The sequence below is a fragment of the Micromonospora sp. HNM0581 genome, from assembly GCF_012726175.1.
Taxonomy (GTDB): domain Bacteria; phylum Actinomycetota; class Actinomycetes; order Mycobacteriales; family Micromonosporaceae; genus Micromonospora.
Window position 1 is genome coordinate 91,577 of record NZ_JAASAD010000007.1, and the last position, 19,061, is coordinate 110,637.

15 protein-coding genes and 2 tRNA genes are annotated in these 19,061 nt (G+C 70.5%); 10 read left to right on the forward strand and 7 right to left on the reverse strand.

The genetic code is table 11. The features are described 5' to 3' along the window. Positions 1-96 precede the first annotated feature (96 nt). On the reverse strand, positions 97-597 hold the full coding sequence (locus HCA58_RS11470) for a roadblock/LC7 domain-containing protein (RefSeq protein ID WP_169597769.1): 501 nt from the start codon (positions 595-597) through the stop codon (positions 97-99). Positions 598-887: 290 nt separating this feature from the next. Between HCA58_RS11470 and HCA58_RS11475 the strand changes: the two genes are divergently transcribed. The 6 genes from HCA58_RS11475 to HCA58_RS11500 all read left to right on the forward strand — a co-directional run bounded on the left by HCA58_RS11475 (position 888) and on the right by HCA58_RS11500 (position 7,763). Continuing rightward, positions 888-1,241: a VOC family protein gene (locus HCA58_RS11475; RefSeq protein ID WP_169597770.1), complete on the forward strand. Its 354-nt coding sequence runs from the start codon at positions 888-890 to the stop codon at positions 1,239-1,241. Next, positions 1,238-2,479: a deoxyguanosinetriphosphate triphosphohydrolase gene (locus HCA58_RS11480; RefSeq protein ID WP_169597771.1), complete on the forward strand. Its 1,242-nt coding sequence runs from the start codon at positions 1,238-1,240 to the stop codon at positions 2,477-2,479. The genes HCA58_RS11475 and HCA58_RS11480 overlap by 4 nt, the downstream gene beginning before the upstream one ends. Before the next feature lie 47 nt (positions 2,480-2,526). Then, entirely contained in the window at positions 2,527-3,372 is an 846-nt protein-coding gene (locus HCA58_RS11485; RefSeq protein ID WP_169597772.1) for a siderophore-interacting protein, read from the forward strand. Between the two features lie 132 nt (positions 3,373-3,504). Beyond that, positions 3,505-5,154 (forward strand): BCCT family transporter, encoded by a 1,650-nt coding sequence (locus HCA58_RS11490; protein ID WP_169597773.1) that lies wholly within the window; start codon positions 3,505-3,507, stop codon positions 5,152-5,154. Positions 5,155-5,328: 174 nt separating this feature from the next. After that, on the forward strand, positions 5,329-7,194 hold the full coding sequence (dnaG, locus tag HCA58_RS11495; protein ID WP_169597774.1) for a DNA primase: 1,866 nt from the start codon (positions 5,329-5,331) through the stop codon (positions 7,192-7,194). A gap of 2 nt (positions 7,195-7,196) precedes the next feature. Beyond that, a complete protein-coding gene (locus HCA58_RS11500) occupies positions 7,197-7,763 on the forward strand; it encodes a hypothetical protein (RefSeq protein ID WP_169597775.1) in 567 nt (188 codons plus the stop codon). Positions 7,764-7,788: 25 nt separating this feature from the next. On the opposite strand, the gene HCA58_RS11505 is transcribed toward HCA58_RS11500, so the two are convergent. From HCA58_RS11505 to HCA58_RS11525, 5 genes are all read right to left on the reverse strand, one after another. Then, positions 7,789-8,757: a TAXI family TRAP transporter solute-binding subunit gene (locus HCA58_RS11505; RefSeq protein ID WP_169597776.1), complete on the reverse strand. Its 969-nt coding sequence runs from the start codon at positions 8,755-8,757 to the stop codon at positions 7,789-7,791. Beyond that, positions 8,754-9,176, reverse strand: a complete 423-nt coding sequence (locus tag HCA58_RS11510) for a roadblock/LC7 domain-containing protein (protein WP_169597777.1) — start codon at positions 9,174-9,176, stop codon at positions 8,754-8,756. The genes HCA58_RS11505 and HCA58_RS11510 overlap by 4 nt, the downstream gene beginning before the upstream one ends. Next, on the reverse strand, positions 9,177-11,726 hold the full coding sequence (locus HCA58_RS11515) for a nitrate- and nitrite sensing domain-containing protein (protein ID WP_346775963.1): 2,550 nt from the start codon (positions 11,724-11,726) through the stop codon (positions 9,177-9,179). It abuts the gene before it with no gap. Positions 11,727-11,789: 63 nt separating this feature from the next. After that, a complete protein-coding gene (locus HCA58_RS11520; RefSeq protein ID WP_169597778.1) occupies positions 11,790-12,809 on the reverse strand; it encodes a TAXI family TRAP transporter solute-binding subunit in 1,020 nt (339 codons plus the stop codon). A gap of 18 nt (positions 12,810-12,827) precedes the next feature. Beyond that, the gene (locus HCA58_RS11525) at positions 12,828-14,909 is read right to left on the reverse strand and encodes a TRAP transporter fused permease subunit (protein WP_169597779.1); all 2,082 of its coding nucleotides are present in this window, start codon (positions 14,907-14,909) and stop codon (positions 12,828-12,830) included. A 509-nt stretch (positions 14,910-15,418) separates the two neighbouring features. On the opposite strand from HCA58_RS11525, the gene HCA58_RS11530 reads away from it, so the two are divergent. Continuing rightward, complete coding sequence (locus HCA58_RS11530; RefSeq protein WP_169597780.1) at positions 15,419-16,504, forward strand: YihY/virulence factor BrkB family protein; 1,086 nt, start codon at positions 15,419-15,421, stop codon at positions 16,502-16,504. A gap of 362 nt (positions 16,505-16,866) precedes the next feature. Here HCA58_RS11530 and HCA58_RS11535 read toward each other — a convergent pair whose 3' ends face one another. Then, positions 16,867-17,250, reverse strand: a complete 384-nt coding sequence (locus HCA58_RS11535; protein WP_169597781.1) for a hypothetical protein — start codon at positions 17,248-17,250, stop codon at positions 16,867-16,869. A gap of 275 nt (positions 17,251-17,525) precedes the next feature. Between HCA58_RS11535 and HCA58_RS11540 the strand changes: the two genes are divergently transcribed. From HCA58_RS11540 to HCA58_RS11550, 3 genes are all read left to right on the forward strand, one after another. Continuing rightward, positions 17,526-17,601: transfer RNA gene (locus HCA58_RS11540), tRNA-Asn, on the forward strand. Between the two features lie 33 nt (positions 17,602-17,634). Then, positions 17,635-18,936 carry a hypothetical protein gene (locus HCA58_RS11545; RefSeq protein ID WP_169597782.1) on the forward strand — a complete coding sequence of 434 codons (1,302 nt, stop codon included), beginning with the start codon at positions 17,635-17,637 and terminating at the stop codon, positions 18,934-18,936. A gap of 32 nt (positions 18,937-18,968) precedes the next feature. Beyond that, positions 18,969-19,042 (forward strand) — tRNA-Ile (locus HCA58_RS11550). Positions 19,043-19,061: the final 19 nt, after the last annotated feature.

The following is a 19,061-nucleotide window of genomic DNA, read 5'->3' on the forward strand; positions in this document are numbered from 1 at the left end:
TCGTGCGTACCGCGACATCGGGGATGATGCGTTGTCGAGCCGCCGGCGAGGCAGCGCCATCCCCGATGTGGTCGCCTGCGGGCGGGAGGCGACGGGTCAGATCGGGGGGCGGCGCCAAGTGGCGGACTGCGCGCGGTGTGGGCGTTGGTTCGGCAGTGTGGCCATCGGCGTACGTACCGCAAGGGGAGCGTGTGGGTCCGGCTGATGAGGCAGCAGCGTCGGGCGGCGGCAGGCGGCGAGAGCCGCACCGGTGCGGCGGACCATGCCACGGGCCTCCTCACGCAGTGCCGCCAGATCCGACTCCGGCTCGGTGACCAGGGTCAGCAGCGCGTCCTGACCGGCCGGATAGGTCACCACGCAACCGGCAGCGGTGTGCACCACGGACTCGTGGAACTCACCCTGACGCAGGGTGGCGGCCATCCGGTGCCCGATGCCGAAACTGGCCGCGGCCAGCGCCGCCAGGTGGGTGGCTTCGGTCGTGGGCAGGTCGCTGGAAATGAGCAGGCCGTCCGTGCCGGCGAGGACCGTCCCGGCGATCTCGGGACGGCGTCGGCGCAGCCCGCGCAGCTCACTGCCCATCATTGTTTCCGCGTTCACGAGCGTGTCTCTCCCACCGATCGTGTCTCGCCGTAACAGGTGACGTTGCGCTATGGCGACGCTACCTGTGGACGTCGATGAGTGCGATCCTGTCACCGTCGGCGATCGGGCGACAACTCTCGTCTGTTTGGAGGATGTGGACCCGTCGCGGGTACGTCGTCGACGCGCCGAACCGGGCAGTCGGGCGTAACCTGACTTCGCCCGTGGACCGTCTTTCCGCGAAGGGGTGGCCGGATGAGATCCCGCACCGAGTCGTCAGTGGCTGTCGTTGTCGCGGTGGCGGTGCCCGCATGACCGCCGTGTGGGAGAGCCTGACCGTCGACGCCCGTGACCCGGGCCGACTCGCCCGGTGGTGGGCCGAGGCGCTCGGCTACCAGGTGGTCAACGAGGGGCCGGACGAGGTGGAGATCCGGCAGACCGCCGACCGGTTGCCCGGCATCGTCTTCGTGCCCGGGACCGCAGCCAAGGCGGGCAAGAACCGGCTGCACCTCGACCTGCGGCCGACCGACCGGGAGGCCGAGGTGGAGCGGCTTGTCGACATGGGCGCCCGGCACGTCGACATCGGACAGGACGGCGACGACTGGACGGTGCTGGCCGACCCGGAGGGCAACGAGTTCTGCGTGCTGCGGCAGCGTGGGAATTGACTGCTGTCCCCGGTGGGTCGGACGCGGCGCGTCGGGTCTCGGAGCCGGTCAAGGACCCTGAGCACGGTCGGTCCCCGTACGAACGGGACCGGGCCCGGGTGCTGCACTCGGCGGCGTTCCGCCGGCTGGCCGCGAAGACCCAGGTGCACACGGCCGGCACCGACGATTTCCTGCGTACCCGGCTGACCCACTCGCTTGAGGTGGCTCAGATCGCCCGGGAGATGGGTGCCCGGTTGGGTTGCGATCCGGACGTGGTGGACACTGCGGGGTTGGCCCACGACCTCGGGCATCCGCCGTTCGGTCACAACGGCGAGGGTGCGCTCGACGAACTGGCCGCCGACTGCGGTGGGTTCGAGGGGAACGCACAGACGTTGCGTGTACTGACCCGGTTGGAGGCCAAGGTGTACGGCCCGGACAGGATGCCCGCCGGGCTGAACCTGACCCGTGCCTCACTCGACGCGGTCGGTAAGTACCCGTGGACCCGGCAGCCCGGTCGCCGCAAGTTCGGGGTGTACGCCGACGACCTGCCGACCTTCACCTGGCTGCGGCAAGGCTCCCCGGGCGGTGAGCGGCGGTGCCTGGAAGCGCAGGTGATGGACTGGGCCGACGACGTGGCCTACTCGGTGCACGACGTCGAGGACGGCATTCACGGCCGGTACCTGACGCTTCGGCCGCTGCTGGTCGACCCGGACGAGCGGGCGGCGCTCTGCGCCGACGTCGCGGCCGCCTACTCCACCGAGTCGCCCGCCTACCTCGACGAGGTGCTGGCTGACCTGCTCGCCGACCCCGAGATCGCCCCGCTGGCCGGCTACGACGGCAGTCATCGGGCGCAGGCCGCACTCAAGGCCACCACGAGTGCGCTCACCGGGCGGTTGGTGACGGCCGCCGTCGCCGCCACTACCGAGCAGTTCGGCCCGGGGCCGCACCGGAGGTACGCCGCCGACCTGGTCGTACCCGGGCCGTTGCGGGCCCGTTGCGCGCTGCTCAAGGGCATCGCGCTGCGCTACGTGATGCGCCGACCCGGGGCGCAGGGGCGCTACCGGTGGCAGCGGGAGATCATTGCCGCACTGGTGCAGATGCTGGTCGTACGGGCACCGGAGGTGCTCGACCCGGTCTTCGCTCCGCTGTGGAGTGAGGCGTCTGACGACCGAGCCCGGCTACGGGTGGTGATCGACCAGGTGGCGTCATTGACGGACCCTGCCGCTTTGGCCTGGCACGACCGGCTGGAGGGAAGCTGACGGCGGGCCAACGAAACGAGGACTGTCACTTAGGTTAGCCTAACCAAATGACGGAGCAGTCGAAGAAGGTCACCTCGGCCCGGGTGCTGCGCACCTTCCGGCCCACCCCGCACGTGGTCCGGCTGGTGCTCGGCGGGGCGGAACTGGCCGAACTGCCGGTCGGCGAGTACACCGACCACTACATCAAGTTCGTCCTCCCGGTCGCCGGAGTCGATCACCCACGCCCGATCGATCTCGCCGCCATCCGCCGTGACCTGCCACGCGAGCAGTGGCCCCGGCTGCGTGCGTACACGGTGCGTGCCTGGGACGCGGAGACAGCCGAGATGACCGTCGACGTCGTGCAGCACGGCGACGAAGGGTTGGGCGGCCCGTGGGCGGCGGCGCTGCGCCCCGGCGACGAGGTGCTGTTCGTCGGCCCGGGTGGGGCGTACGCGCCGAGCCCGGCAGCCGACTGGCACCTCATGGTCGGGGACGAGAGCGCACTGCCGGCAATCGCCGCCTCGGTGGCCCGACTTCCCGCCGGTGCGCCCGCGTACGTCTTCGTCGAGGTCGACGGCCCAGCCGACGAGCAGCCGCTACCCAGCCCCGGCGCAATGCGGCTGACCTGGCTGCACCGGGGCGTACGCCCGGTAGGTGAGGCGCTCGTCTGCGCGGTTCGTGGACTCGAGTTCCCACCCGGCACCGTGCACGCCTTCGTGCACGGTGAAGCTGGATTCGTCCGCCAGCTGCGCCGCTTGCTGCGTGTCGAACGGTCGGTCGCCCCTGAGTGGCTGTCCATCTCCGGCTACTGGCGCAAGGGCCTGGACGACGAGGGCTGGCGAGCCACGAAACCCGACTGGAACCGCCAGGTCGAGGCCGACGAACAGGGGCGCGTTCCCGTGTCACTCGGTTGACCGTCGCACCGATAACCGGCAAGGTGGCACCCCAACGCGCCCGGGAACAGCCGAAAGTCGACCCCCAGGGTGCGATTCGCCGGATTTCTGGAGTACGACGGCAGCAGGACGGGAGGATGGTCAGGGGTGACCATGAGTGAACAGGTAGACGAGAAAGCCGCAGATCAAGGCGTCGGTAAGGGCGGGACGACCGACCCGGTGGTGCTCGCGCTGGGCGTCGGCGGGGTGCTCGCCGTGGTGCTCTGGGGGGCGCTGGCCAGTGACTCGCTGGCGAGCGTCGGTGAGACAGGCCTGGCCTGGGTGATCGACACCTTCGGCTGGTTCTTCGTGGTGGCAGCCAACGCCTTCCTGGTGCTGGCGGTGGTGCTGGCGGTGTCCCGGTTCGGCCGTATCCGGCTCGGTAAGGACGACGACGAACCGGAGTTCAGCACACTGGCCTGGATCGCCATGATGTTCAGCGCCGGCATGGGCATCGGCCTGGTCTTCTTCGCCGTGGCCGAACCCATCCAGCACTACGCCACCCCACCACCGGCGAGCGGCGTCGAACCGCAGACCGGGTCGGCGGCGTCGGCGGCCATGCAGTTCACCCTCTTCCACTGGACCCTGCACCCGTGGGCGATCTACGCGGTGGTGGCGCTGGCGCTTGCGTACTCGACATTCCGGCGGGGCCGGCAGAATCGGATCTCGGCGGCGTTCCGGCCGCTCATCGGAGACCGCGCGGACGGCCCTGTCGGTCAGGTCATCGATCTGCTTGCCGTCTTCGCCACCGTCTTCGGCTCCGCCACCAGCCTCGGACTCGGCGCCCTCCAGGTCGCCGCCGGCCTGGACCTGGTCGCCGGGATACCGGACAGCACCACCGTGGAACTGGTGGTGATCGGGTCGCTGACGCTTGCCTTTGTCATCTCCGCCTTCACCGGCCTGCACCGGGGCATCAAGTGGCTGTCCACCACCAACGTGGTACTGGCCGTCGCCCTCATGCTCTTCGTCTTCGTGGTCGGGCCGACCATCTACACCCTCGAGGTGCTGCCCGCCTCCATCGGCGACTACCTCAGCAACCTCGTGTTCATGTCCACCCGGACCGGCGCATTCTCCGACCCGGCCTGGCTGGGCGGCTGGACGATCTTCTACTGGGCGTGGTGGATCTCCTGGGCGCCGTTCGTCGGCACCTTCATCGCCCGCATCTCCCGGGGCCGTGACGTGCGCCAGTTCCTGATCGGGGTGCTCCTCGTGCCGAGCGGTGCCACCGCGGTCTGGTTCGCGATCATGGGTGGCAGCGCACTGCGCGTCCAGGCCACCGGCGTACGCGACCTGGTGGCGGACGCCTCCACCAGCAGTGAACAGGCACTGTTCGGTCTGCTCGACGCGCTGCCGCTGGCGGCGTTGACGAGCGTGCTGGCCATGGTGCTCATCGCGCTGTACTTCGTCACCAGCGCCGACTCCGCCTCGCTGGTGCTCGGCTCGCTGACCTCCCGGGGCGCGCTGCGTCCCCACCGGGTGGTCGTGGTCAGCTGGGGGATCCTCATCGGCGCGGTCGCCGCCGTCCTGCTGCTCGTCGGTGGACTGGGCGCGCTGCAACAGGCCACCATCATGGTGGCGTTGCCGTTCGTGGTGGTGATGCTCGGTCTGGCTGTCGCCCTGGTCAAGGACATGGCCCGCGATCCGCTACTGGCCGCTTCGGCGCGGAGCCGCCCGCACGGCCTGGCCGAAGCGGTGCGCACAGCCCGATCGTACGAGGAGGAGGACCCGCCGCCGGTGCGTCGCTACCTACGCCGCCCGCGCTGACCGCTCGACCCGCGCCGCGCCGTTCGGCCCTCGCCGCAACGGCGCGGCGCCGGCGTTCGTCCCCGCCCCGCCAGCGTCGGGAAGGGTCCCTTCCCAGCGCAGGTGTCAACGAGGGGCCCTTCCTCACGCCCCGGGCGGGCAGGGCAGGATGTAGGGCGAGGGGGTGGTGACGGCATGGCGGGACGGATCCGGGACGAGGACATCGCGCTGGTCCGTGAGCGTACGTCCATCGCCGAGATCATCTCCGACACGGTGACGCTCAAGTCTGCCGGCGGTGGCAACCTCAAGGGGCTCTGCCCCTTCCACGACGAGAAGAGTCCGTCGTTCAACGTCTCGCCCGCCCGCAATGTCTGGTACTGCTTCGGTTGCGGTGCCGGCGGCGACGCAATCAAGTTTCTGATGGATGCCGAGCACCTCAGTTTCGTCGAGTCGGTGGAGCGGCTCGCGGCCCGCGCCGGCCTGCAACTGCGTTACGTGGAGGACGACCGGTCCGCACCCCGGTCGAACCGTCCGCAGCAGGGGCAGAAGCAGCGACTCGTGGCCGCGCACGCTGCCGCCGTCGAGTTCTACACCGCGCAGCTGGGCACGGCCGGCGCACGCCCCGCCCGAGAGTTCCTGGCCGAACGCGGCTTCGACCGGGCCGCCGCCGAGCGGTACGGATGCGGCTTCGCCCCGGACGGGTGGGACCTGCTCACCAAGCATCTGCGTCAGCGTGGCTTCAGCCACGACGAACTGGTCACCGCCGGGCTGTCCCGTCCGGCCCGCTCGGGCAGCCTGATCGACCGGTTCCGCCGTCGGCTGCTCTGGCCGATCCGCGACCTGACCGGCGACGTGATCGGCTTCGGCGCCCGGAAGCTCTTCGCCGACGACGACGGCCCGAAGTACCTGAACACCCCCGAGACGCCGATCTACAAGAAGTCCCACGTGCTCTACGGCATCGACCAGGCCAAGCGGGAGATCGCCAAGCAGGGTCGGGTGGTGGTGGTCGAGGGCTACACCGACGTGATGGCCTGCCACCTGGCCGACGTACCGACTGCGGTGGCTACCTGCGGCACCGCCTTCGGTGCCGACCACATCGGCGTGCTGCGCCGGCTGCTTCTGGACACCGACGCGGTCGCCGGTGAGATCATCTTCACCTTTGACGGTGACGCGGCCGGGCAGAAGGCCGCACTGCGGGCCTTCGACGACGATCAGCGTTTCGTCGGACGTACCTTCATCGCAGTCAGCCCCGACAACATGGACCCGTGTGAGCTGCGTCTGGCAAAGGGGGACCTGGCCGTGCGCGACCTGGTCGCCCGCCGCGAGCCGCTCGTCGACTTCGCGTTGCGTCACGTGATCAGCCGGTACGACCTGGACACCGTCGACGGCCGGGTCGAGGCGATGCGGCGGGCCGCGCCTCTGGTGGCGAAACTCAAGGACCGGGAGAAACGCCCGGAGTACGTCCGCAAGCTCGCCGGTGACCTCGGTATGGAGATCGAACCGGTGCAGCGGGCGGTGCTCACCGCCGCCTCGGGACGCCCGGGGGACGGTCCGGCCCCCAGGCCGGTCCAGACCGAGCCGAGTGTGGACAGTCCCCAGTCGATGGTCGAGCGGGAGGCGCTGAAGCTCGCGCTTCAGGAGCCCGTGCTGGCCGGACCGATGTTCGACGCGGTCGAGGCGGGCGACTACCGACACCCGGTGCACGTGGCCGTACGAGCGGCGGTCGCCACGGCCGGCGGGGTCACGTCCGCGGCCGGTGGCGCGGTGTGGATCGAAGCGGTACGCGACGCCTGCGACGATCTCGCCGCGCAGGCCCTGGTCGGCGAGCTTGCGGTGGAACCGTTGCGGATCGACGGCGAGCCGGACCTGCGCTACGTCTCGATCACCATGGCCCAGTTGCAGTGGGGGTCGGTCACCGCGCGCATCCGGGAGCTGAAGTCCCGCATCCAACGGATCAATCCGGTGAACAACAAGGACGAGTATTTCGCCGCTTTCGGTGAGCTGCTCTCGCTGGAGCAGCATGCCCGGGCCCTGCGTGAGCAGGCGGCGGGAGGGTTGTAGGGATGCCACTGTTCCGCCGCCGGCCGAAGCTGCCACCGGCCGACCGGCCGCCGTTGGAGCGCGACGAACGGGTGCTGGCCTGGGCCGCTGCCGGTGACGGCGGGCCGGCTCCGGCAACCCGTCACGGTGCCGAGGGCGGCGGGGTGGTGGTCGCGACCAACCTCGGGCTTTGGCTGCCCGGTCGGGCGCGGCGGATTGGCTGGCACGACGTGGTCAAGGCTGTCTGGTCGGGCAGGGAGCTGATGGTGACCGCGGGCGAGCGGGTCGCCGAACGGGCCGACTATCTGGTGGTCGTCGAGCTGCCGGCCGAACGGTACCTCCTGCTCGCTCCGGGCGACCTGCCGCACCAGGTACGTACCCGGGTCACCCGCTCCGTCGCGTACACCGAGCATCATGCCCTGCCCGGCGGATCCGGCCGGGTCGTCGGTCGACGGGTGCCCGGCAGGGACGGTCTGACGTGGATGGTCCACTTCGATCCCGGCACTCCCGCCGACGACCCGGACGTCCTCGCCGAAACCGACCGCCTGGTGGCCGCCGCCCGCACCGCCACCACCCCCACCAACCTCTAACCCACCGTGCGCGGGCAGGCGGAGGTCAGCCGCCCTGGTAGTAGCGGGCCGCGCCGGGGTGCAGGGGAATGGGGTCGGTGGTGGCGGCGGATTCCCGGTCGAAGTTGCGCGCCTCGGGGTGCGCCACCGCCAGGTCGGCCTGGTAGGTGAAGAGCAGGCGGGTCAGGTCGTACGCCAGGTCGTCCGGCATCTCCGTGCTCACCAGGATCACGTTGGCGACCGTCACGGTGGGGGTCCCCGACGCGGTGTCATAGGCGTCGCGGGGGAGTTCAGCGGTGGTGTACACGGAACCATGTTTCGCGTTCAGCGGCTCGATCAGGTCGGCGACCGGCAGCATCCGGAACCGGTTCGGCGCGCTGGTGAGCAGATCGGCGATGCCGGGTGTGGGTAGCCCGCCGGAGAAGAACATCGCGTCGAGCGTGCCGCTGCGCATCCGGGTGACCGTCTCCGGAAGTGACAGACGGGCTCGGCGGATGTCCCGTTCCGGGTCGACTCCGGCGGCGGTGAGCAGCCGGCCGGCGATGACGTCGGTGCCGGATTTCGGTGAGCCGGTGGAGACCCGCTTGCCGCGCAGGTCGGCGAGTTCGGTGATCTGTCCATCGGCCCGGACGATCACATGGGTGTAGTTGCTGTAGACCCGGGCCAGCGCCCGGACAGGTTGCGGGCGTCCGTCGAAGGCGTCCCGGCCGGCTGCGGCGTCCGCTGCCGTGTCGGCGAGACTGAAAGCGATCTCCATGTCGCCGTCGGCCAGCCGGGTGATGTTCTCGACGGAGGCACCGGTCGGTTCCGCCCGAGCCTCGTAGCCGGGTAGGTAACGGGTGATGACGTCGGCGTACCCGCCGCCGAGTTGGTAGTAGACCCCGGTGGTGTTGCCGGTGGCCAGGAAGATGCGCCCGTCGTGCCATGGTGGGGCCTGCGGGGTGCGATCGGCGCCGCAGCCGGTGAGAAGTGTGACCGCCAGCAACGTCGCCACCAGCCGTCGGCCCCGACTCATGCGGGCACCCCGCCGGGGTGGTCGGCCCAGGTCCGGGCCGCCGGTTCGAGCGCCTCGGCGACCCGCTGGACGAGCGTCGCCGTCTCGTATCCGATCTGGCCGAGGTCGGATCCGGCGGCGGCCAGCACGCCGAGCAGGGCTCGGTCCCCGACTGCCATCACCAGCAGTACGCCGCCGTCCATGTCCACGATCTGCTGTCGGACCCGGCCAGCGGACATCAGGCGGGCGGCGCCGACGGTCAGGCTGGCCAGGCCGCTGATCACGGCGGCGAGCTGGTCCGCCTGGTCGGTCGAGAGGTGCGGCGAGGCCGCCAGCCGAAGCCCGTCCCCGGAAACGGCGAGGGCGTGCGACACGTCCGGTACCTGCTCGGCGAAGTTCGCCAGGAGCCAGTCGAGGCCGGGGCTGCCGGTGGGCGTCATCTAGGGTCTCCCGTTCGTCTGTTGGTTACGTCGCGTCGCCTGGGCCACTCCGGCGGAGAGGGCGGAGAGCCGGGCCCGTACCACCTCGGGGTCGAGCAGGTCCGGCGCGGCCTGCGGCGGTGGCGCGTCGTGTAGTTCGGATTGCAGGCCGCCGCCGCGTACCCGGCGGGGCAGCCCGGCCCCGTTGGGCCCGGTGCGCTGGCCACCGGGTTGCCAGTCGGTCGGGCCGCCACCCGCCGCACCGCTGTCCGCCACCCCACTTGCCATCGGACCTCCGCCTGTCCCACCACTGTTCATCGGACCGCCGTGCACTGCGGCCCCGCCCGCCCATGCTCCACTGTGTACCGCACTGTCGCCCGGCCACGTTCGACTGTGTACCGCGGTGTCGTTCGCTTCGCCGCCACCGGGTACGGGGGTGCCGCCAGGACCGCCTGCCGGTGGCCAGTCAGCCGGACCGCCGGTCACCACCGGCAGTGTCACCGTCGGGGCTTGGTGCACGTCGTACCGCTCTGGACCGGCACCGACCTCGACGGGCGAGGTCTTCGCACCGCGGGCCGGGAACCAGGCACCGACGGTCGTCTGGGTCGGACGGCCGACGGTGGTGGGACGGTCGGCGAACTGCTCCATTCTGGTCAGCAGGGTCTCCGGCACGTCCACCTGCGCCACCGTTCCGGCGCCGGCACTGTGCAGCCGTACCAGGATGCCGTGTCGGGCCGCCAGGTGAGCCACCACGTGCAGGCCCATGCTGCCAGCTGCCGCGCTGGACAACGCGGCCGGGGCGCTCAACCTCTCGTTGATCTCGGTCAGCCGGCTCTCACCGATGCCGATGCCCTGGTCATGTACGCGTAGGGTCAGCCCGTCGACGGTGCGTCGACCATCCACATGCACCGACGTGTGTGGCGGAGAGTACGAGGTGGCGTTCTCCAGCAGCTCGGCAAGCAGGTGCACCAGGTTGCCGACCGCCGAACCCTGCACACCTGCCGTGGGCACGTCGATCTCGACTCTCGCGTACTCCTCGATCTCGGAGGCGGCACCGCGTACGATGTCGGCCACCAGGTGGGGTCCGTCCTGCGAGCGTCCGGGTTCACCGCCGGCCAGTACCAGCAGGTTTTCCCCGTTACGCCGCATCCGGGCGGCGAGATGGTCGAGGGCGAAGAGGCGGGCCAACGCGTCCGGATCCGTCTCCTCCTGCTCGAACTCGTCGAGCAGCCGCAGCTGCCGGGTGATCAGGGTACGGATCCGGCGGGCCAGCGCCTCGACCATCCGGGTCACGTCCATCCGCAGCTCGGCCTGTGCCCCGGCGAGCCGCAGCGCAGCCCGGTTGACGGTGTCGAACGCGTCAGCAACCTGGGCGATCTCGTCGCGGCCTCGGCTGATTCCCGCCGTCAGCTGGGACGCAGCGCCTTCGCCCGGACTGCTCTCCCCGGCCGCGATGGCGGTGATCCGCTCGGGCAGCTCCTGGTGGGCCATGGTCAGCGCCGCCGCTCGGAGCCGGCGGAGCCGACGGCTGGTGCGTACCGCCAGTAGCGCGGCGGTGGCCAGCGACACCAGCGCCAGGGTGCCCGTCGAGCTTGCGGTGACCAGCGCCCGTTGGCGTGCGTCCGCGGCCAGTTCGGCGGCGCGTCGATCCAGTTCGTCGGTGAGGTTCCGACCGAGCAGGTTGAGCCGGCGGATGGCGCCGCTCTGGGCGACGTACCAGGCGTCGCCGTCGCCGCTCAGCGCGGCCGGCTCGGTGTCGGCGTTCAACGCGCTGTCACGCATCCGGCGCGCGGTGGACACGTCGCTGCCGGCCATCAGGCGGTTGTACGCGTCGGTGGCGCGGTCCCCCGCGATCCGGGAGAACTCGGCTTGCCGCTGGTCCTGCGCCCCGCGTAACCGGCCCAACTGGGCGAGTTCACCCTCGGCCAGAGCGCCCCGGAGGAAGATGGCCCGCAGCAGGTCCCGTTCCAGTGACGCCAGGTGTTCCTGTGCGGCGACGGTGGCCACCTCACGGGCCTGGTTGGCCAGCTCAGGGTCGCGCAGCTGGGCGGGAAGAGCGTCGGCGACGGCGAGCAGCGACTCGACGAGCGCGACATAGACACCGTCGGCGGCGTCGGAGGTGAGTGCGGTGCTGCGGGCCGCTTCGAGCTGGTCGAGGTGCTCGACCACACCGTCGAGGCCGCGGCCGAGGTCCGGTGCGGTGCTGCGGGCGTCGGAGCTGGCGGTCTGGTAGCGCTCGCCGGCTTCGTCGACCCGGCGTCGCTGGGCGTCGACCAGTTGGCGGCCGGAGGTCCCGCCGCGTTGGCGGAGCGCCGCTGTCTCGCCGAGTTCCCGTTCCAACTCGTGCACGAACGACACGGTGGCGGTGGCGGTGCCGGCCAGTACCCGGGCCCGCTCGGCGTCGGTGGAGGCGGCGAGGGCGTCGCCGGTCTGGATGGCCCCCAGCACGATCAGGCCGGCGGTGGCGATGACGATCGGTGCGAGCAGTTGGGTACGCACCGACCAGAGCCGGTCGGTGTGACCGGACGGTCGGTTGTGCCGGCGCACGCGGGCCAGCGAGGACAGCGGCACGGGAGTCTCCCGAGGTTGGGGGCGGCCGGGCCGGGTGTCAGGTGCCGGCCCGGCCGCCGTCGGTCAGCTCGCGCCGAGATCCTGCAAGGCCTTGGCGGCGCCCCGGTGCAGTCCGACGGGGTCGGTCTGGCGGGCGGTGTCCAGAGCGATGCCCTTCGCGGCCGGGTTGGCCTGGGCCAGGGCTTCCTTCTTCTCGAACACCGTTCGAGTGATGGCACAGGCCACGTTGGCGTCGAGGTCCTTTCGAACGAGCAGCACGTTGGGAACCACTATGGTCGGTGTATCGGCCATTGTGGAGTACACGTCCTTGCCGATCGTACCGGCCTGGTAGGCGGGGTTCAGCTCGCTCATCTTAGGCAACAACGGCGCAATGTCGATGAACTTGACCTTGTCGCCGGCCGTGGTGAACAGATCGGTGACGCCACCGGTGGGCAGGCCACCGGACCAGAAGAAGCCGTCGACGGTGCCGTCCTTGACGCCCTCCACGGTCTTGGTGAGGTCGAGCCGTTGCGCCTGGACGTCCGTGGCCGGATTCAAACCGGCGGCCTCGAGCAGCCGGTTGGCGATCACCTCGGTGCCGGACTTGGGGGAACCGGTCGAGATCCGCTTGCCGCGCATGTCGGCCACCGAGTTGATTCCCGAATCGGCCCGGACGACCACCTGGGTGTAGTTGTCGTAGATCCGGGCCAGCGCCTCGACCGGCTGCGGCGCGTTGAAGCTGTCCTTGCCCTGCACCGCGTTGACGGCCGTGTCGAACAGCGAGAAGGCCACGTCGTACTGGCCACCGACGAGCTGTTCGATGTTCTGGACCGACGCACCGGTCTCAGCCGCCGTGCCGGTCAGCCGGCCGCCGGTGCTGTCCGAGAGCTGTCCGGCCAGGGCGTTGCCGACCACGTAGTAGACGCCGGTGGCGTTGCCGGTGGCGATGCCCACCCGGGTGTTCTCGGCCACCTCGCAGGTGACCGCGCTCGCCGTGTCGTCCGTGGCGGCGTTGCCCTGACGGCCTCCGCAACCGGCGGTGCCCGCCGCGACGAGGGCGAGTACTCCCGCTCCGGCCGCGAGCCGCACGTTGATCCGTGCCACTCAGTTCTCCTTCCTGGGTCACGCCGGGTATCCGGCTCGCGTCCCGCCGGGAGGTCCGGGGGATCCGCGTCGTACGAACACGCCCACCGTCATGACGACGGCAAGCACGGCACCGATCGCGACGGGCACGGGTTGCAGCCAGAGCAGCGTCAGCCCGGCGACCATCCCGATCACGCGTTCCGGCGCGCCAGCCGCACCGACGCCGGGCAGCCAGCCGCCGGCTGCGACGGCCAACACCGCGACGCCGAGGGCCGTGACGACTGTCGCGACGAGGATGCGCCGGGGGCCGCCGATGCCGAGCAGCCCGAGTCCGGTCGGGGTGATCACGAACGCCAGTGGGATCAGGTACGCCGGCAGCGCGTACCGCAGGGTGTGCCACATGGTCGGTACCAGCCGCCCGCCGGTCACCGCGGCGGCGGCGACGGCGGCGAGCGCGGTCGGTGGCGACACCTCGGACAGCACCGCGAAGTAGAAGACGAACATGGCGGCGGCGGGGGCGCTGACCCCGAGGTCGAGCAGGGCCGGGCCGATGATCACCCAGCCGATCACGAACGACGCGGTGACCGGGACCGCCAGGCCGAGCAGGCTGAGCGCGACGGCGGCGAGCAGCGCGGTGAGGGCGAGCACCACGGCGGGTTCGGTGCTGACCGCGCCTGCGGCACCGACAAGCAGCGCCGCGGCCTGCGGACCGAGACCGGTCTTGGTGGTGGTGGCGGTGATGATGCCGGCCGCCGCGCAGACGACGGTGACCGCCAGGACGCCGCGTACGCCGTTGGAGAGGGCGGCGACAAGTCTGGCCGGGGTGAGCCGGTGCGTCCGGTCCAGGAAGGACAGGGCGACCGCGAGCAGGGTCGCCAGCACCACGGCACGGGTCGCCGACAGCCCGACGGCGAGCAGCCCGACGATGGCGAACAGGGAGGCGAAGTGGTAACCGGAACGGGCCAGCAGCCGCCAGACGGACCCGGCCTCGAGGGCCGCCGGACGTACTCCGGAGCGTCGTGCGTCGATCTCCACGGAGAGCACGATGCCGAGGTAGTAGAGGATGGTCGGCACCAGCGCCCAGCCGAGCACCTGTAGGTAGGACACGCCGAGGTATTCGGCGATGATGAAGGCGGCCGCACCGAGTGTCGGTGGGGACAGAATGGCGCCGACGCCGGCGGCGGCGAGCATCCCGCCGGCCCGTTCCGCCGGGTACCCGGCGCGGCGCAGGATCGGCCAGGTGACGGCGCCGATGCTGACGGTGGTGGCCGCGCCGGAGCCGGAGACGGTGCCGAGCAGGAATCCGGAGGCCACCGCGGTGCGGCCGGCGGCGGTACGCGAGCGCCGGAACGCCGCAGCGGACAGGTTCACGAAGAACCGGCCGGCGCCGGAGAGGTCGAGCACCGCCCCGTAGATGGTGAACAGCACGATGTAGGTGGCGGCCACGTCCAACGGGGTGCCGTAGAAGCCGCTGTCGGAGTTGTAGAAGGCGTCGACCAGTTGCCCGAAGTCCAGCCCTGCGTGCGCCACCGCCCAGGTTTGTGGCAGCAGCCCGCCGTAGTAGCCGTAGCCGAGGAACACCAGACAGACGGCGGGCAGGATCCAGCCGGTGGTGCGCCGGCATCCTTCCAGCAGGAGGAGCAGCAGGACGGTACCCATGGCCACGTCGATCCCGACCAGTAGTCCCTGCCGATCGAGGAAGGCGTCGTAGCCGCCGCCACCGCCCGCGAGGGTGATCGGCAGCACCGGGTACAGGCAGCCGGCCAGTGCCACGGCGGCCAGCAGCCAGTCGATGTGGCTGGGGCCGGATCTGTCGGGTGCGGGTGCGTCGGCTGCCGCCGCTCCCTTGCCCAGGAGTGCCCTTAGCCGGCGCGGAAGGCGCAGGTCGGCCGGGTAGGCGAGAAAGACCAACGGCAGTATGCCGGCCAGGAAGAAGATCAGATAGTACTTGCTGCCCTGCGCCAGGGGCCGGAACACCTGCCAGAGTGCGAGCAGGCCGATCGCCAGGGTGGCGGCGGTCAGGGCGTGGGCGACGGGGCCGGCCAGCACCCGACCCGGCTTCTCGTCCTCGAACCGGCTGGCGAGTTCGCCCGGATCGGTCCGGGTGGTGGGAGGTGCCACCGCTGCCACTTGGCCGGGTCCGCCGCGACGCTCAGGTCCGGAATCTTCGGTGAATCGGATAGCCGACACGAGGGGGGACGATACGCGAATCGACTCCGCGTTGGGGGCATTGTCGAGCGTCGCTTCGCTCAGTGACTTCACAATTTTTGAGTGACGCGTTGTGGCAACTATTAAGAATAGTGTTCGCGATCGGCTCGGATGCGCCGATAGGGGCGGTGCGGGGCGGCAGGGGGAGCGCATCAGGCGCTGCCGGTTATGCACCGTTAGGGCGTAATGGTGCCATGTCGGCTACGGAGAAAACACACTCAAGCAACTACGCTCCGTGTGTGTCGTCGCGGTTGGCGTCGGGCGATCGATCTGGGTCGTGGCATGTCGGGGCGGAGCAGGGCGACCCGGCCCGGTCGGCGGCCCTGGCTGACGCACGGGGTCAGGTCCATCGGGTTACTTCACGCCGGTGGCTGGGCATGTCTCCACCACGATCATCGTGAGCGGAGCTGAGGGGAGAGGCGATGGCCTCCGAGGAGTCTTCCCGTCCAGATCGACGCGGCCCGGGGCCTGACGCCGTCCCCGAGGTGCACCGGGACGAGCCGGACGCGGGCCGTGAGGGGCAGCCGGACCGACCGGGTGCCGACCGCGATACGCCGGCACACCCGGGCCGGCTCTCGCGTCACGAGTGGCTGGCGGCGATGCGCCGGACGGTACGCGAGTTCGGCGACGACAGCCTGACCGACTGGGCCGCGGCACTCACCTACTACGGCGTACTGTCCATCTTTCCCGGTCTGCTGGTGCTTGTCTCGCTGCTGGGCCTGCTGGGACCGGCAGCCACCCGGACGGTACGCGACACGGTCGCGGAGTCCGTGCCCGAGCAGAACATCCGCCAGATCCTCGACGCCGCGATCGAACAGGCCCAGCAGAACGGCGGACTGGCCGGGATCGCCGCGATCATCGGTCTGCTCGCCGCCTTCTGGTCGGCCTCGGGCTACGTCGCCGCCTTCATGCGTGCCGCCAACTCGATCTACGACGTGCCGGAAGGGCGGCCGATCTGGAAGACCCTGCCGATCCGGGTGGGGGTGACCGCGGTGATCGGGGTGATGCTGCTGGCCAGTGCGGTGATCGTGGTCTTCACCGGGCGTTTCGCCGAGGAGGTCGGTGCGGCGCTGGGGGTGGGCAGCACGGCGGTGGCGGTGTGGGACGTCGCCAAGTGGCCGGTGCTGCTGGTCCTGGTCAGCCTGATGTTCGCCATCCTCTACTGGGCCTCGCCGAACGCGCGTCAGGGCGGGTTCCGCTGGGTCAGTCCGGGCGGAGTACTGGCGGTGCTGATCTGGCTGCTGGTCTCCGGCCTGTTCGCCTTCTACGTCGGTAACTTCGGTTCGTACAACAAGACCTACGGGGCGCTCGCCGGGGTCATCATCTTTCTGGTCTGGCTCTGGTTGAGCAACATCGCGATCCTGTTCGGTGCCGAACTCGACGCCGAGTTGGCCCGGGCCCGGGCGATCAGCGGGGGGCTCCGACCAACCGATCGGGAGCCCTACGTCGATCTCCGCGACGACCGCAAACTCCGGGCGAAAGGTGACGACGATCCGGAGACGGATTGACCTGTCGACGACGCGGCAGGTGGCACGCCAGAGTGGAGCTCGCTAGGTCCGTCCGAGGCCGTAGGGCTGTCGCCTGCCACCTGCCCTGCTCGTCGACCCACGTTGCCTGCCCTGAATGGAGTCGAGGGGCGGGTTGCCGGACCGGGATCCCCCGGCGGCACCTTTAGGGTCGCCGCCCATCGTCCCTGGTCGCGCACGGCAGATCGTGCCGGTGGGTCCGGTCGACCGGACGCAGGCCGGGGTCGGCAGTCGACCAGCTCTGCGGGCCGTCAGCCGGTTCAGTCCGGTGGCGAGAGCGGTCCGGAACCGGCGTACGAACAGGCCCGGCCACCCAGGTGGGTGCCGGGCCCGTTCGGGGGTGCTCAGATCGTGCTGCCGTTGGCTCCGGTGCCGGACGGCTTGGTGCGGGGGGTGGCGGACGTCGAGCCGGAGCTCGTCGAGCCGGACCCCGACTTGGTGCCAGCGGTTGCCGGCGTGCCGGCGAACGTGTCGTCGGCCGGGGTCAGCCCCTCCCTACCGTTGGAGTGCAGCTTCTCGCCCAGCTTGGAGTTGCCGAGCTTGTCCTTGCCCTCGTGGTAGAGCCGGTTCGCCTGGGCCTGTGCCACCCCGGCCGCCTCCTGGACGGTCGGGTGGTCGAGCACCTTCCGGCCCCGGACCACCAGCTCCTCGTACTTCTCCCGGCCGGCACGGGCGCCCAGGACGAACCCTGCAGCCAGCCCGCCAAGGAACATGATCTTTCCGCGCATGGCGGCTCCTTTCGTACCTGACGCGCCGTCGTCCCGCTTCCGGATGCCCGGTGGCGGGACTGATCGATTCGCGCCTGCGTCCTGTCGTCGGCAGTCAACTACCCATCCTGCTCTCTGCTCATACCTCCTTGTGCCCGGATGACGATTTGTCTGGTGAACAGCCGCCGTTCCGCTCAAGGGTGGCCGATGAACCCCCTCGACCAACACCCCCCGACGTCCTGTACTCTTGTGCCCGACGCGCGGTGCGGCGAGATCCGCTCCGAGCGTGATCGCAGTCCCCCGTAGCTCAATTGGCAGAGCAGCCGGCTGTTAACCGGCAGGTTTTTGGTTCGAGTCCAAACGGGGGAGCCACCTTCTCGCCATGACGCTCATCGGCCCGACCCGGTGGGCGTCCGCTGTTTCCGCTGCCGCAACGTACCGCCTCGCTCCGACGACGGCACCGGACCAACCGGTCTACGCTGGGGCGCGTCGATCCTGCTCATCGACGGCGACCGCCACGAGATGATCGCCAACGCGGCCGTCCGTGCCGCACTGACGTCCGGCGACTGGCCGACGCTGCACGACCTCGCCGACGCCCAGGACGCGCACGGCAGAACAGTCCTCGTCAACGAGGTCGCCGACGCGGACGGCGTCGAGACGTTCCTCCGGAACACGCACGCTGGACAACCCGACGATGCGCTGGCCGCCACCATGCTGGGCGCACACCTGATCCGTGCCGGTTGGCGGATCCGGACGGCAAAACGGGCGCAGGACGTCAGCCGGGAACACTTCGCCCAGTTCTTCGACCATCTGCGTCAAGCCGAGCAGGCCCTCATCGAGGCCACCGCCCGCCACCCCGAAGACGCGGCAGCCTGGACCCAGCGGATCATCAGCGCCCTCGGCCTGGAACTCGGTCAGGCCGAGGCACGCCGCCGCTACGACCGTCTGGCCGCCGGGCATCCCCACCACCTACCGGCGCAGCGATGCCTGCTGCAGCAGTACTGCCCGAAGTGGAGGGGCACCTGGGACAAGACGTACGCCTTCGCCCGGGAGTGCGCCGCCGCCGCGCCTGCCGGCGCGCCCAACGCCGTCCTCGTCGTCGAAGCGCACCTGGAACAGGCCCTCGACCACGGCAACCTCGACACCAACGGTGAGTTCCTCCGCGCACAGCGGGAACGCGCCGAGATCCACGACAGGTACGCCGACTGTGCCGAGATGCTCGCCTGGCCCGACGGTGCCCGGCAGCTCATCGGCCACGACGCGACCGTGCTGCACATCGAGCCCACCCTCTTCGACACGCATCCGGCAGCGATGAGCGTCATCGACAGCGCAGTGCCGACCGATCGGCAGATCACCATGCCGCCCCGGGATCCGGAGGACGTCCCACAACCACGTGCCCGCCACGAAGCCCGTGCGCAGCTGGCCCGGCCACAACGGGCCGGCTGGGAAATCCTCCTGATGGTGCTGAGCGGCCTCGCCACACTCGTGGTGGGCGGGTTCACCCTGCTGCTCACCGTCGGCATGTTCGTCAGCCCCACCGCCGAACAGGACACCGCCGTACTGTGGGGTGCGGTCGTGATCGGTTGGCTGCTCGCTGTTATCCTCGCTTTGCTCATCGTGCTGCTGGCACGAAGGCGACGCGAAGCAGCGTCCGACCCGGCGGTCCGTCGGACGGCAAGGCAGGTCGGCAGGTGCGTTGGCCGGTGATCGACCGGGCGGGATAAGATCCGCCCGGTACCGGGGCGGTAGCTCAGCCGGTTAGAGCAGGGGACTCATAATCCCTCGGTCGCGGGTTCGAGTCCCGCCCGCCCCACCGACCGCACCATTGTGCG

Bases quoted from the DNA above. Each gene is read 5' to 3' on its own strand.
- HCA58_RS11475 (WP_169597770.1), top strand. From the start codon at position 888: ATGACCGCCGTGTGGGAGAGCCTGACCGTCGACGCCCGTGACCCGGGC.
- HCA58_RS11485 (WP_169597772.1), top strand. From the start codon at position 2,527: ATGACGGAGCAGTCGAAGAAGGTCACCTCGGCCCGGGTGCTGCGCACC.
- HCA58_RS11490 (WP_169597773.1), top strand. From the start codon at position 3,505: ATGAGTGAACAGGTAGACGAGAAAGCCGCAGATCAAGGCGTCGGTAAG.
- dnaG (WP_169597774.1), top strand. From the start codon at position 5,329: ATGGCGGGACGGATCCGGGACGAGGACATCGCGCTGGTCCGTGAGCGT.
- HCA58_RS11500 (WP_169597775.1), top strand. From the start codon at position 7,197: ATGCCACTGTTCCGCCGCCGGCCGAAGCTGCCACCGGCCGACCGGCCG.
- HCA58_RS11505 (WP_169597776.1), bottom strand. From the start codon at position 8,757: ATGAGTCGGGGCCGACGGCTGGTGGCGACGTTGCTGGCGGTCACACTT.
- HCA58_RS11510 (WP_169597777.1), bottom strand. From the start codon at position 9,176: ATGACGCCCACCGGCAGCCCCGGCCTCGACTGGCTCCTGGCGAACTTC.
- HCA58_RS11530 (WP_169597780.1), top strand. From the start codon at position 15,419: ATGGCCTCCGAGGAGTCTTCCCGTCCAGATCGACGCGGCCCGGGGCCT.
- HCA58_RS11535 (WP_169597781.1), bottom strand. From the start codon at position 17,250: ATGCGCGGAAAGATCATGTTCCTTGGCGGGCTGGCTGCAGGGTTCGTC.